The sequence below is a fragment of the uncultured Coprobacter sp. genome (assembly GCF_947855755.1).
GTDB lineage: Bacteria > Bacteroidota > Bacteroidia > Bacteroidales > Coprobacteraceae > Coprobacter.
This window is the reverse complement of the sequence record NZ_CANUAR010000002.1, coordinates 206,754-221,087: the sequence shown is the minus strand read 5'-3', so window position 1 is coordinate 221,087 and position 14,334 is coordinate 206,754. Positions and strand designations below refer to the sequence as shown.

Genomic DNA, 14,334 nt, shown 5'->3' with positions numbered 1-14,334 from the left:
TGGAGTATTTTATATAAATTGCCACAGGGTGTCGGTATATTGAGGAGAAGATAATCCATGAATCTTTTCTTGTATGATGAGATAACAATATATTTATTGGTCGTAAGGGGGAATAAGCCGATAACCGGATTAAACCAAATCCGTTTTTAATCAGGAACTTTTAATATATAAATGAAAAGAAATGAGAGAGAGAAAAAAAATTACCCGGAGCGTATTGCTATGCGCTTTCGTATCGGCTTTTGTCGCTTGTAGCAATAAAGTAGATTACAAGGATTCGTCACTACCTGTCGAAACTCGCGTACAAGATTTATTGGGACGTATGACAATGGAAGAAAAGGCTGCTCAGCTTGATATGTTGTCGGCAAAAGAAATTGTCATAGACGAAAACACTTTATCCGATGAACAGTTGAAGCATTTTGTAGATAGCATGTGTATAGGAGCTGTTCATGATTTATATCCTGCTCATGCTGCAGTAGCTAATCTTATACAAAAACATGCGGTGGAAAACTCGCGTTTGGGTATTCCTTTGCTTTTTATAGAAGAAGGGTTGCACGGCTATCAAGGTGTAAAGGGTACAGCTTTCCCTATTCCTATCGGTAATTCTTCAAGTTGGGACACGACCATGCTCTATTCGATAGGGAGGGTCATTGCTACAGAAGCTCGTGCTCATGGCGTGCATTTCATATTGGGTCCGAATTTGGATCTTGCTCACGAAATAAGATGGGGACGTGTTGAGGAAACTTTCGGCGAAGATCCGTATTTGACTTCTCGATTAGGGGTTAATCTTGTAAAAGGTATGCAAGGCAATGATTTGAAAGATAATAATACTGTGGCATCAGAGCCTAAACATTTCGGTATTCATGGTATTCCGGAATCGGGGACAAATGCCTCATCGGTTAATATCGGCGAACGAGAAGCCCGTTCATTCCATTTATATACTTTCGAAAAAGCGGTGAAAGAGGGACATGCTCAAGGAGTAATGGCCGCTTATCATGATATTGACGGAATTCCTTGCGTTGCGAATGAATGGCTGTTGTCTAAAATCTTACGTGAAGAGTGGGGTTTTGACGGTATTGTAGTATCGGATTTAGGAGCTATAAGAAGACAGGTAAACGATCATCATACGGCTGTGGATACTGAAGATGCTGTTGTTAAATCTCTTAAAGCAGGATTGAATATGCAGTTTTACGATTTCCCTTATGATGATTTTCAAAAAGCTGTTGTCGAAGCAGTTAAAAACGGGACGTTGGATGAAGCAGTTCTCGATAATAGGGTTGCCGATGTATTAAGACTGAAATTCCGTTTGGGATTATTCGAGAACCCTTATACGGCTGACTCTCTGGCTACTCAAGCCGAAGATAATGCGGAACATAAGGCTTTGGCTTTGAGAGCTGCTCGAGAATCGTTGATTTTGCTGAAGAATGCAAAAAATACATTGCCGTTTAAACAGAACATCAAACGTATTACTCTTGTGGGAGAACTGGCAAATCAGTCGTTGTTGGGCGGTTATTCTCCGGCTCAGGCAAGAGGGATTACGGTATATGAGGCGTTAAAAGATAAATTCGGTAATGATGTCCGTATCGATTTTATAGAAAGTCAGATAGAAGATTCTTTCAAATCTATTCCTAATTCGGTCCTATATACGGAAGCCGGCGGTAAGAATGGAGTTTATGTCGAGTTTTTTAATGGAATAGATCTGAAAGGAACTCCGGCATATAAGAGTGTAGACCCTGAGATTTCGCATTATTGGCATAATTTAAGTCCGGTTCCGGGTGTGAACAGAGATATGTTTTCAGCTCGTTGGAAAGGGGTGATAAAAGCGCCTGTAACTGGAGAGTATGAGTTCAAAATGTCTGCAGATAATTGGAGCAAATTGTATTTAGGTGGAAAGCTGGTCGTCGATCAGTGGGATAATGGTAAAAATAATGGTACATATCGTATTCGTTTACAAGCTGGACAGATACTTCCGATACAGGTGGAATATGCGGAAATCGATGATAATGCATGGACTTCTATCGAATGGAGGCTTGTCGGTAGTGCGATGTCTGCCGATGCTTTATGTAATCGTGTTCTTGCTTCGGCACGCACGTCGGATATTACCATTGTCGTTGTAGGAGAATCGATGAATCTTGTCGGAGAGGGGAAAGACCGGCAGAATTTGAATATGAATGAGCGAGATGTCAAGCTGTTGCAAGCTGTGCGTGCATCCGGATGTCCGGCAGCTACGGTATTGATGCATGGTCGTCCGTTCGTAATGACTCCGGCAGATGAATATTCCGATGCTATATTAGATGCTTGGTATCCGGGAGAGTTTGGTGGAAAAGCCGTTGTGGAGGCTCTTTTCGGAGATATCAATCCTTCGGGTAAATTGACTGTCAGTGTTCCTCGTTCACAGGGACAGTTACCGGTTACTTATCTGAAAAAACGTTCTTTCAAACATTGGTACGTAGATGGAAATACGACTCCGTTATACGCATTTGGTCATGGACTTAGTTATACGACATTTAAGTATGGAGATATGCGGTTGTCTGCTGAAGAAATAAACAAGGATGAGAATCTTACTGTTTCTTTTACTGTTGAGAATACAGGTAAAGTACGAGGTACAGAAATATGCCAGTTGTATTTGACCGATAAGATTAGTAGTGTGTCGCTTCCCGGAAAAGCTTTAAAAGGATTTTCTCGTGTAGAATTAGCTCCGGGAGAAAAGAAAACCGTAGAGATTATTTTAACTCCCGAACATTTTTCATTGATCAATGCCGATATGCAGCGAGTTGTAGAGCCCGGATTGTTCGAAATATCCGTAGGTCCTTCTTCTGCTATGGTCGAACTGAAAGAGGAAGTAACTGTTAAATAACAGTTAGTGGTTAAACAAAAATTTTAAAAGCCTGTCTGATAAAAAAGTCGGACAGGCTTTTATATGAAGTTTACAATAAATTATGTCGCCTGTTTATTATGCGTTTTTCAGTTTTGGTAGTCTGTGAAAGAAATAGATTCCGGAAATAATTGCCATAGCGATTCCGATGCTCACAGATAAATTATACGGAAGGTTGATTCCGATAGGGTCATACAGAATATAGGTGATTGTAACTGTTGTCATAAAAAGGGCTGGGATAAGAGTGACCCAATATAATTTCTTTTTTTGTGCGAGATATACAGTAATAGCCCATAATGTGAATACGGCAAGTGTTTGGTTGCACCATGCAAAATATCTCCAAATCATTTCAAAACCGTCTTTATCGGCAAGACTATAGATAAGAATTCCGATTGCAAGTATAAATAAAGGAATACAGATTATTAATCGTTTGGTAATCGACTTTTGTTCTATTTTCATAAAATCTGCAATGATAAGTCGCGCTGAACGGAATGCGGTATCTCCTGACGTTATGGGTGCGGCGATTACACCGAGAATGGCTAAAAAACCACCGATAACTCCCAGCCATCCTTCAGAAATTTTTTGTACGATGATGGCGGCGCTTCCATTTATATTATCGGCATTTTCTCCCACTTCAAATATTGATTGACCTTCAGAGCTGAAAAAGTAAGTAGCTGCCGCCGCCCATATCAGGGCAACGATACCTTCGGTAACCATAGAGCCGTAAAATATAGAACGTCCTTGATTCTCATTCGTCATACATCGTGCCATTAGTGGAGATTGAGTTGCATGGAATCCTGAAATAGCTCCGCAAGCAATGCTAATGAACATCATTGGGAAGATTGGGGAATTTGCTGCATTCGGGTGTTTGTTTTGTAATCCGTCGGTGATTTCGGGTATGGCAGGAAATTGGATGAGTAATACGGCAAGTATTCCGATAGCCATAAAGAGCAGTGCGGCAGCGAAAAAAGGATATACCCGTCCGATTATTTTGTCGATCGGGAATAGTGTAGCGATAATGTAATAGATAAATACGATATAAATCCAGAATGTAGAATCCAGAGATTCGGGAGTCAACATTGCGAGTAATTCTGCCGGACCTGCAACAAAAACAGCGCCGACCAGTATCATTAAAATTACTGTAAAACCTCGCATAATTTGTTTTGTGGTAACTCCTAAATAACGTCCGATAGTTTCCGGAAGGCTCTCTCCATTATGCCGTAAAGAAATCATCCCGGAAAGATAATCATGTACCGCTCCGGCGAATATAGTACCGAATACGATCCATAAAAAAGAAGAAGTTCCGAATTTTGCTCCCATAATAGCTCCGAAAATAGGACCGAGTCCGGCGATGTTCAGAAATTGGATCATAAATATTTTCCAACGGGGAAGAGGTACAAAATCTACTCCGTCGGGGTTCTTGACTGCCGGAGTCTTACGGTCGGGTTCGATTCCGAAAACCCTTTCAATGAATTTTCCGTAAATAAAATAACCTCCGATAAGCACTAATAAAGCGATACAAAATGTGATCATGATATGTGGTTTTTGTAAAAGTTTTACATATATTGTGCTGCTGCTTCGGCGCAGCGTTCACCATCGATTGCCGCCGAAACAATACCACCTGCGTATCCGGCGCCTTCACCGCAAGGATATAACCCCTTAATGCGAACGTGTTGCATGTTTTCTTTATATCGAGGAATTCTTACCGGAGAGGATGTCCTTGTTTCTACTCCGATCATTAGTGCTTCTCTTGTAAGAAAGCCTTTCGATATTTTGCCGAAGTAAGAAAATCCTTCTCTAAGACGTGAAGTAATGAATTCCGGCATCCAAAAGTGGAGAGGAGAGGAGATAACTCCCGGTGTATATGACGATTTAGGCAGATCGAACGATACTTTTTTATTGACGAAATCTGTCATTCGTTGGGCTGGGGCTGTTTGTTTACAATTCCCATTCACATAGCACTGATATTCAAGTTCTTCCTGAAATTTTATTCCTGACAATACTCCGTACTGGGAATATTGATCGATATCTTCCGGTCTTATTTCTACAACCATCCCCGAATTAGCCCATACTGATCCTCGATTTGAAGGAGACATTCCGTTTACAACGATTTGATTAGGTCCGCTGGCTGCCGGAACGACAAAACCTCCCGGACACATGCAGAATGAATAAACACCACGTCCGTTTACTTGAGCTACGAAATTGTATTCAGCTGCCGGAAGATATTCTCCTCTACCTTTAGGATTGTGGTACTGCAATTGATCTATCAGATGTTGCGGATGTTCCAGACGTACACCTACGGCGAAGCCTTTGCTTTCCAGTTCTATCCCTGATTCGTATAAATGATAATATACATCTCTGGCAGAATGTCCGGTTGCCAGAATAACGGGAGCATGAAACTCTTTTCCGTTTTGGGTTACTATACCGATAATTTCATCGTTTTTTATTAAAAGCTTGTCCATTCGGGTTTCGAAATGTATCTCACCGCCCGATTTTTCTATTTGCTTCCGGATATTTTCGATAACGATTGGTAATTTATCTGTACCTATATGAGGGTGAGCATCTGCTAAAATAGATGTATTTGCGCCATGTTGACAGAAAATATTTAAAATGCGATCTACCGATCCCCTTTTTTTGCTTCGAGTATATAGTTTCCCATCTGAAAAAGCTCCAGCTCCTCCTTCTCCGAAACTGTAATTCGATTCGCTGTTTACGACTTGTTCTCGGCTTATACGGGCAATATCTTTACGTCGTTCATGAACATTTTTTCCTCGTTCTATGATAATGGGGCGGCGTCCGAGTTCGATCAGGCGTAAAGCCGCGAACAAACCTGCAGGACCTGCTCCTACAATAATGACAGGAGACTTGTCCGATACATTGCCATAGTAAGTATGTATATATTCATTGTCAGTAGGTATTTCATTAATATATACTTTTAATTGCATGTTGATCATAACCTGTCTTTGGCGGGCATCTATCGAGCGTTTCAATACTCGGATCGCTTTAATCGAAGATAAATCGATGGCGTATTCCTGTGATACGGCTTGTGTTATATTATATTCCGATGAAGCCTGTTTAGGTATTACTCTTATTTTTAATTCTTTGATCATATTGTTATTTTTTACCCGAATAGTTGTCGAAAAGCTTCTTCAACTTTACGGACGGGAACAATTTCTATATTCAGTTTTTTGTCATCGAATCCTTTGAGATTATTATATGGAATCAAAATGCGTTTGAACCCCAATTTTTCTGCTTCCAATATCCTCTGTTCAATTCGGTTGACAGGTCGTATTTCTCCAGACAATCCGACCTCTCCGGCCATACAGGTATGGTTTTCGATAGCCATGTCCATATTGGATGAAAGAATAGCGCTGATAATAGATAAATCCATTGCCGGATCGTTAACTTTCAATCCTCCGGCGATATTTAAAAACACATCTTTTTGTGCAAGTTTAAATCCGACTCGTTTCTCGAGAACAGCCAAAAGCATATTCATTCTTCTTAAATCGAATCCTGTTGCCGATCGTTGTGGTGTACCGTATGCGGCAGTGCTTACTAAAGATTGTGTTTCAATCAGAAATGGACGTATTCCTTCTATGGCCGCAGCTATGGCGACCCCGCTTAATCCCTCGTGATTTTGAGATAGTAGTAGTTCGGAGGGATTACTGACTTCCCGAAGCCCGTTTTGTCTCATTTCGTATATTCCCAATTCGGCAGTGCTCCCGAATCGGTTTTTAATAGATCTGAGAATTCGGTACATATAGTGTTGGTCTCCCTCGAATTGTAGCACGGTATCAACGATATGTTCCAAAACTTTAGGTCCGGCAATACTACCTTCTTTATTTATATGTCCGATCAATAGAACGGGAGTTCCGGTTTCTTTTGCGAATTTGAGGATTGATGCAGAACATTCTCGCACCTGAGATACGCTTCCCGGAGAAGATTCGATCGTCTCGGTCGATATGGTTTGAATGGAATCTATGATAACTAAATCGGGTTGTACGTTTTTAATATGCACGAATATTTCTTCTAAAGAAGTTTCACAAACGATATAACAATCAGGATTTTCACTTTTTTGTATTCGGTCTGCTCGTAATTTCAGTTGGCGAGCACTCTCTTCTCCTGAGACATACAATGTTTTTTTCCCATGTAAACCTAAAACCGTCTGTAAAATCAGAGTCGATTTTCCTATTCCGGGTTCACCCCCGATCAAGACTAATGAGCCGGGAACCAAACCACCTCCGAGAACCCTGTTCAATTCATTGTTCTGTACATCTATACGAGGTTCTTCTGCAATATTTATTTCATTCAGTTTAAGAGGTTTCGATTTGCTGTTTTCGGTCGAGTGATACGAGCTTTTAGCTGCTGAAGGCTTCGTGTTGATAATTTCTTCTACATAGCTGTTCCATTCTCCGCAAATAGGACATTTCCCTATCCATTTCGGAGAATCAGCTCCGCAATTGGAGCATATATATACCGATTTTGTTTTTGCCATAAAAGAATTGCATATTAATAGTTACAAATATATCGTTTTTTTTCTGTATAAACAGCTAAAAATATGATGGAGATATGGCAATATATTGTGATCTTATAATGATTTATCCTTTGTTTATTTACTGTTTAATAAAATACGCCGGACGATAAACTTTTTGTCCGGCGTATTGATATTTGATTGTTACTTTTGTGAAAGATTTTTCTTTCGATGCAGACGTTTATCCTGATCCTTTTTTCTTATTTCTTTTTTCTGTTCCTGTTTCCATTGATCATAAGCTGCTTTTTGAGAAGGGGTAAGGATCGAAATAAACTCGGCTTCTTGTGCTTTTCGTTGTTCCATACGTTTTTGGCGTTCGATTTTCTCTTTTTCCTTTTGTGCTATTTGTTCTTTTATCTGTTGCAGATTCCAAGTATAAACCTTGGCCGTTTGTTCATCGTTTAATTGCAACCGAATTTTCATTGTATCCGTGCGTTTCTGTGCTATTTGTTCCGGTGTAAAATTTTTCTTTACTCTTGTTTTCTCAACAGGTTTCTGGGCAAAAGCCATTACAGACATACACATTGCTATTAAAAGCATTCCGATTTTTGTTTTCATACTTCTTTTCTTTTTAATAATTACTTAAATAAATGGTAGAAACATTTTCTTATTGGATGCAGATACAATATGAAAGTTAAATCTCATAATTGTTTTTTGCTCATTATTAGATTATTATCTGCAATATATTTAGGTTTGTCTGTAATGACCTAAACAGGAATATTTACGTTTTATCTCGGCTGATGAGACTAAGTTGTTATTTTATGAACAGATTATATTATTCTTTTATGTTTGAAATATATATTTTTAACCAAAAATAATGTTATGAAAAATTCTGTTCAGGTACTGCTTTTTTTAATACTTTTCTTTTCATGTAAAAAGTCCGATATTGAACGCTCTTTAACTTTGGCAGGGGATAATGCTGTTGAATTAAGAAAAGTTTTAGATCATTATAGTAAAAATATCGATGATAGTCTTAAATATAAAGCTGCAGTTTTTTTAATAGAAAATATGCCTGGCCATTATTCTTTTGGAGGGAAATCAGTTGATAATTTTTATAGAGCTGTTGATTCTGTGTTATTGGTGGAGAAAAATAAAGAAGTTCTGAAGCAAAAAATAGATAGTATAGCTAAAATGAATAATCTCCCGAAGAGTGCAGAAAGATTTGAAGATATTAAATGTGTAACGGCAGAGTTTCTTATTAATAATATAGAACGGGCTTTTGAAGTTTGGCCTTCGGGAGGGTATGCCCATCACTTGAATTTCGATCAGTTTTGTGAATATATATTACCGTACAGGGTACGGAATGAACCAATAGAATTTTGGCGAGACTCTTTAGCGGCTATGTATAATGATATTCGTTTACATGGTTATAATGAAGGATGGCGATATTCTGCTTTTCATGCATGTTGTGAACTGAATAACCGTTTAAGGGAAGAAACTGGAGTGTATCTTTTACCTGTTTCAACTTTTCCGATAGAAAAATATTCTGTTTTAAGAAATATGTCTATTGGAACGTGTAGTGATTATTGTGCCCGGGCTATTTTTGCAATGAGAGCAAAAGGAATTCCGGTAGTGGAGGATTTTACACCGCAATGGCCATATAGAGCATTGGGACATACGTGGAATGTCGTATTTTCTAGTAATGGGAAAGAATTTTCTTTTGGAGGTGTGGATACGAATCCGGATGTTATTCATAAGCCGGATTCAAAGCTGTCCAAAGTGTACAGAAGAACCTATGCTTTGAATAAAAATTCTTTGGCAGCTCTTTGTCATAATGAACCTATCCCTAGCAATTTGAATAATTTATTTATGAGAGATGTAACAGATAACTATACAAAAACTTTTGATGTGAAAGTTGAGACTCTTGTTTCTCCTTTACAAAAGCGGAAATTTGTCTATTTGTGTGTATTTGATAATAGGCGATGGGTACCTGTTGCGCATGCTGGGAATAAAAGGGGTAGCATAACATTTGAGAATATGGGATATGATGTTATGTATTTACCCGGATATTTTATCAATGAAGGAATACAACCCGCAAATTATCCGTTTTTGTTAGATTTTAAGGGTAGGATACATTATTATAAACCAGATACATTAGATACTTATAATTTACGTTTCAAGCGTAAATATCCTTCTACTTTCAGAGTTATAGGTGTTACCAGACATATGATAGGTGGAGAAATACAGGCTGCAGATAATCCAGAGTTTGATAATCCGCAAATAATTCATCGTATAGAAAAAAATCCGAATGGCTTTTATGTTACAATCTCTCTCGATACTTTATCTCAATGTTATAAGTATTGGAGGCATGTGTCTCCTGTTGCAGGATATGGGAATATCGCAGAATTACAATTTTTCGGTTCGAATGGAGAATTGTTAAATAATAAGGGGAAGATAATAGGAACAGATAAAACTTGGGGTAATGATCCGAAACGATCTCGGGAGTCTGCATTTGACGGGGATCCTTTGACGTTTTTTGATTCTTCATTACCTGATTCGGCATGGGTAGGTCTTGAATTTCCAGAACCTGTTTCAGTAAAAAAGATTGTTTATTTACCTCGTAATGACGGAAATAATGTAACAATAGGTGATGAGTATGAATTATTTTATTATTCGCTTTGTGGGTGGAGAAGCCTTGGTCGGAAAATAGCAAAAGATTATTTTGTTGAATTTGCAAATGTCCCGAAAAATGCTGTTTTGTGGTTGCATAATCATACACGAGGTAATGAAGAGAGAATATTTACTTTTGATGGGCGACATACATTTTGGTGGTGATTATTGACTATGATAATTTAGTATATTATTATGAGAATATCTTTTGCTTGTATCATATTATTGTTTTTGATAGCATGTCATTCCGCATCTAATAAAAAAGAGATATCACAGATTGTTGAATGGATAGGAAAAGAACTTTTTATTCCTACTGATATTCCTGCTTTTTATAGTATGACAGATTCTTTGGACCATGAAAATTCGGACATGTTATATAAGGTATTGTTATATTGTGGTTCTGAGAGTGAAGAGAATATTAAATTGGAATTAATAAAGTGGTATTCGTTGATAAAAGAAGTGGAGAATTCATTATCGGGCAAAATTCAATTTGAATTTTATATTTGTTCTGAGAAAAAAGAAAAATTTTCTTCTTTTTTTGTAGATGATAAGTTTAATTATCCAGTGTATTTTGATAAAGAGGATAATATTGGTCGATTGAATCATTTCCCGAGAAATAATCAAGATTATTGTTTTTTACTTGATAGAAGTAATAAAGTCTTGGCGATTGGAAATCCGATATATGACCAGAGTATTCGGAATCAGTATAATCAAATTTTTACTGGTAAGATAAGAACTGCAATAGAAACAACAGTATGTGTGAAGTCAAATATAATTGAGCTTACAGCTATGAAAGTTAATGAGCAATCTGAAATAATATTTGTTTTACAAAATACGGGTACTTATCCACTTGTTATAAAAGATATTGTTGTAAATTGTGGTTGTACTGTTCCAATTTGGCAAGAGTATCCGGTTAAGTCTGGATCTGAAACGGAAATAAAAGTACTTGTAAAACCGACGCATACCGGTGCATTTTTTAAGACTGTACGAGTGTATTGTAATATAAAAGATGATTATATACAATTGAGAATAAAAGGATATGTCTATTAATGTCGCGTGATTAAGTTTTGTTAGTTTGCCCTATACCCGTAAATAACGGCATAAATAAAAAGATGCCGATAAATGACATAATTAAACCTCCTATACTTCCTGCTGCTAAAGGAAACCAAAAACCTTCTTTTTCTGCTCCTATTATAAAAGGTAAAAAGCCTAATATAGTGGAGACAATGGTAAGAAATATTGGACTTATTTTGGCATTCCATGCTTTAATATAGGCTTTTATTGGTGGAATTTTTTTTGTTTTTAATATATTATTATATTCATTTAAGATGTATATACTGGCATTTACCGTAAGTCCGCATAAAATAATGAATGCTGCGAATCCTCCCTGATCGAAATTAAGTCTGAACCAATAAAAGGTAAGGAAGATGCCAATAAAGGATATTGGTATTATAAAAATGATTGTAAAGGGTTGTTTAAGGGAGTTGAATAATATGCTGGTGGTAAAGTAGATAATGATAATAATAAGTATCATTGACCAATATTGTTTATTATTTTTTTGTCCCCAACTGATTTGGTTTTGCATTCCATTTTCAATACTATATCCTAAAGGCAATATTTTTTCAAAGTTATTTATTGTTTTGAGTAAGATATTATTTCCTTGTTTGGACGGACCTATATAATCGTATTGTAGACAAAGTCGATATTGTTGATTTTCTTTGGCTATATTTTGTGGACTTTGTCCTTTCTCAATATCGGCAAGTTCAGACAGTTTATAATTATTTTTATTGATTTGTCCCGGAAAATATTTTAATTTCCAAATATCATATTCATTAGCTTGTTTTGAGAATAGTTTTATTTCTTCTGATGATGAGCCAGATTTCCAGCGTTCCACATATATATCTTTCCCAAACATAGGATTGATATTATTGTAAAGTTGCATGGGGGTTATATTCTGTTCGATGAGTTTGTCTTTTTTTAAATTGAATGAGTATTCTTGGTAATCATTTTTAAAGTAACTGAATCTAGAGTTGATCGTGAATTTTTTTATTCGTTTGTTTTGCTGCAAAGAATCTTTGAATTGTTCTGCCAAAGCATGTAGATGATCATAATTGTATCCGAGCATTTTGACCCTATATGGCCCGGCATTATCTTTTATAGAGTTGTTAAATCCGTTTCCTAAACCTTCTATATTCCATGAACCTCCTCCCTGTTCAAGAGCTTTACTTATTAATTTTGATTTTAATAAGTGTGGAAATCCGCTGTTTTGGTGTTTGGGAACAAATTTTATATTAATGCTAGCTTGTAATGTGGAGACATTCGTTTCAAATTGTTTGATCTCTTTATATTGTTGTAGATAATTTTCTATTTGTCCGATGATATAGTTCGTTTGAGTAAGAGTACTTCCGTTTGGCATTGATAATCCAATAAATAGTGTCGTTTCTTCTTTATTTGACCAATAAGATCCGTTATATACTTTTTGAATAAAAAGACGTAATGTCCCGCCGAAAGCTATATCGACTATCGGTTTTATATTTTCTTTATAAAAGTTTGATCCTAAAGTTTTATTATAACATTTAGCTGCAAAAGTAGGATGTTTATCTTTGGAAGTATCGATTTGCGACGGTAACATAAAAATAGGAAGTCCGAATAATAAAATTAATAAAATGATGATAGTTGTCCGGAAACGAGATGTTATGATAATGAATTTCTCGTATCCTTTATTGAAAGAAATATTAAACTGTTTGCGTTTTTTCAATCTTTTTGCATATTGTTTTTTTTGTTTAATGGAGGGTGTGCCTATATGCAATTTTTCAATTAGTGCGGGAACTAAAAATAGGGCTATTAGTAGTGAAATTATTAAGTTTATGATTAAGACGTTAGCAAAATCTTGTAAATTAAGACGGATCTTTTCATCCATAAAGAAAATTGTTATTAATGAGGCTATTGTCGTGAGAGTTGCTGCTAGAATAGACATAAAAGCCTTTTTATTTTTTCGTCGGATAATTTGGTCCGACATTACTATCGTATTATCTATTACTAATGTTAAAGATATAGTAATTCCTATTAAAGAATATAATTGTATTTCCAATTGGAAAAGATAATATAGTATGGCGGCTATAAAAATGTTACATAAAAGAGAGAATAAAATTAGGATTAAATATTTTATATTTCGATAAATCAAAAAAACAAAACCTAAAAGAATAAGTATTGTGAGACCAGATCTGAAGTAAATCTTATTTAACTCTTTTTGTATGTATTCAGTAGCATCATAAGCTAAATGTATTTCATAATTAGGGGGTATAATATTATCTATATTGTTTATAACATCTTTTACTTTATTACAAACAGCTAATTGGTTGGCATCTTCTTTAGCTTTTACAGAAAGATATATAGAGTTTAAACCATTGATACGATAGTAACTATAAGGCTCGCTTTCGATATATTTTGCTGAAACGATTTGATCGAGCCTGATTATTTTTTTGTCTTGAGTTTTGATATCGATTTGGGAAATATCAAATGTTTTATTCGGAGTATTAGGAACAATAGCAAGACGTATCCACTGTTTTTCTTTATCTGAATTTTCAATAGTACCGATTCCTAAAAATTCGTTTTTAAGATGTAGTTGTATGGCTTCTTTAATGTCATCGACACTTATGCCGAGATTTTGTAATTGAAAATAATCATATTCGAGTTTCCAAATCATAGGGGTAGCTCCATTGATTTCTACTTTATCTATACCTTTGATTTGTAGTAAACGGGATTTTATATGGTTTTCTGCAAACTTTTGGATCAGAATGGGGGTAGTCGGTGCATTGATTGTATAGCTGATAAAAGGCCTTTCGAAATCGTCTTCTGGACGGTTCATTGTGATGCTCGGATAACTGACTCCCGGAGGTAGAGAGGGATATAGTTGCCTTATAATCGTTGAAATTTCAAAACGTACCATATCTAAATCGGTATGTTTATTAATACGTACAGAGACGTTACCCCAACCATTACCAGAATTAGATGATATATTTTCTATGCCTTTTATTCGGCTAAGCATAGATTCTATTTTTGAGGTGACCTCCATTTCTATGATACGGGATGATTGTCCCCACATATTGAAGTTGACGGTTATTTGAGGTAAGGTTTTCGAAGGTGATAACTTAACGGGAAGCATGGGAATAAAAAATAATCCTACAATCAGCAGACATGTAAAGATTAGTATTACCGAAAAAGCAGATATGTTTCTTTTTTGAGAAGATTTTAATAGAATATCTACATTTGCTGTTTTGTATTTATGTGTTTCTTTTTCTTTCATATAACTTATTCCCTT

The 14,334-nt window shown here is 36.2% G+C and carries 8 protein-coding genes; 3 read left to right on the top strand and 5 right to left on the bottom strand.

All coding sequences use genetic code 11. From position 1 onward, the window contains the following. Positions 1 to 181 precede the first annotated feature (181 nt). Positions 182 to 2,854, top strand: a complete 2,673-nt coding sequence (locus Q0093_RS02540) for a glycoside hydrolase family 3 N-terminal domain-containing protein (protein WP_297928330.1) — start codon at positions 182 to 184, stop codon at positions 2,852 to 2,854. 96 nt (positions 2,855 to 2,950) lie between these two features. Here Q0093_RS02540 and Q0093_RS02535 read toward each other — a convergent pair whose 3' ends face one another. The 4 genes from Q0093_RS02535 to Q0093_RS02520 all read right to left on the bottom strand — a co-directional run bounded on the left by Q0093_RS02535 (position 2,951) and on the right by Q0093_RS02520 (position 7,961). Next, on the bottom strand, positions 2,951 to 4,405 hold the full coding sequence (locus Q0093_RS02535; protein ID WP_297928329.1) for a carbon starvation protein A: 1,455 nt from the start codon (positions 4,403 to 4,405) through the stop codon (positions 2,951 to 2,953). A 23-nt stretch (positions 4,406 to 4,428) separates the two neighbouring features. Continuing rightward, positions 4,429 to 5,982 (bottom strand): NAD(P)/FAD-dependent oxidoreductase, encoded by a 1,554-nt coding sequence (locus Q0093_RS02530; RefSeq protein WP_297928328.1) that lies wholly within the window; start codon positions 5,980 to 5,982, stop codon positions 4,429 to 4,431. Between the two features lie 11 nt (positions 5,983 to 5,993). Continuing rightward, the gene (gene radA, locus Q0093_RS02525) at positions 5,994 to 7,367 is read right to left on the bottom strand and encodes a DNA repair protein RadA (RefSeq protein ID WP_297928327.1); all 1,374 of its coding nucleotides are present in this window, start codon (positions 7,365 to 7,367) and stop codon (positions 5,994 to 5,996) included. A gap of 180 nt (positions 7,368 to 7,547) precedes the next feature. Next, positions 7,548 to 7,961, bottom strand: coding sequence for a hypothetical protein (locus tag Q0093_RS02520; RefSeq protein WP_297928326.1), 414 nt, complete (start codon positions 7,959 to 7,961; stop codon positions 7,548 to 7,550). Positions 7,962 to 8,225: 264 nt separating this feature from the next. Between Q0093_RS02520 and Q0093_RS02515 the strand changes: the two genes are divergently transcribed. Beyond that, complete coding sequence (locus Q0093_RS02515; RefSeq protein WP_294176161.1) at positions 8,226 to 10,178, top strand: hypothetical protein; 1,953 nt, start codon at positions 8,226 to 8,228, stop codon at positions 10,176 to 10,178. A gap of 30 nt (positions 10,179 to 10,208) precedes the next feature. Next, entirely contained in the window at positions 10,209 to 11,063 is an 855-nt protein-coding gene (locus Q0093_RS02510) for a DUF1573 domain-containing protein (protein WP_297928325.1), read from the top strand. Positions 11,064 to 11,073: 10 nt separating this feature from the next. On the opposite strand, the gene Q0093_RS02505 is transcribed toward Q0093_RS02510, so the two are convergent. Next, positions 11,074 to 14,319 (bottom strand): efflux RND transporter permease subunit, encoded by a 3,246-nt coding sequence (locus Q0093_RS02505; RefSeq protein WP_297928324.1) that lies wholly within the window; start codon positions 14,317 to 14,319, stop codon positions 11,074 to 11,076. Positions 14,320 to 14,334 lie beyond the last annotated feature (15 nt).

What these genes read in the sequence shown, in the direction of transcription:
- Q0093_RS02505 (WP_297928324.1), bottom strand. Translation starts at nt 14,319, where the DNA reads ATGAAAGAAAAAGAAACACATAAATACAAAACAGCAAATGTAGATATT.
- Q0093_RS02510 (WP_297928325.1), top strand. Translation starts at nt 10,209, where the DNA reads ATGAGAATATCTTTTGCTTGTATCATATTATTGTTTTTGATAGCATGT.
- Q0093_RS02535 (WP_297928329.1), bottom strand. Translation starts at nt 4,405, where the DNA reads ATGATCACATTTTGTATCGCTTTATTAGTGCTTATCGGAGGTTATTTT.
- Q0093_RS02520 (WP_297928326.1), bottom strand. Translation starts at nt 7,961, where the DNA reads ATGAAAACAAAAATCGGAATGCTTTTAATAGCAATGTGTATGTCTGTA.
- Q0093_RS02515 (WP_294176161.1), top strand. Translation starts at nt 8,226, where the DNA reads ATGAAAAATTCTGTTCAGGTACTGCTTTTTTTAATACTTTTCTTTTCA.
- Q0093_RS02530 (WP_297928328.1), bottom strand. Translation starts at nt 5,982, where the DNA reads ATGATCAAAGAATTAAAAATAAGAGTAATACCTAAACAGGCTTCATCG.
- radA (WP_297928327.1), bottom strand. Translation starts at nt 7,367, where the DNA reads ATGGCAAAAACAAAATCGGTATATATATGCTCCAATTGCGGAGCTGAT.
- Q0093_RS02540 (WP_297928330.1), top strand. Translation starts at nt 182, where the DNA reads ATGAGAGAGAGAAAAAAAATTACCCGGAGCGTATTGCTATGCGCTTTC.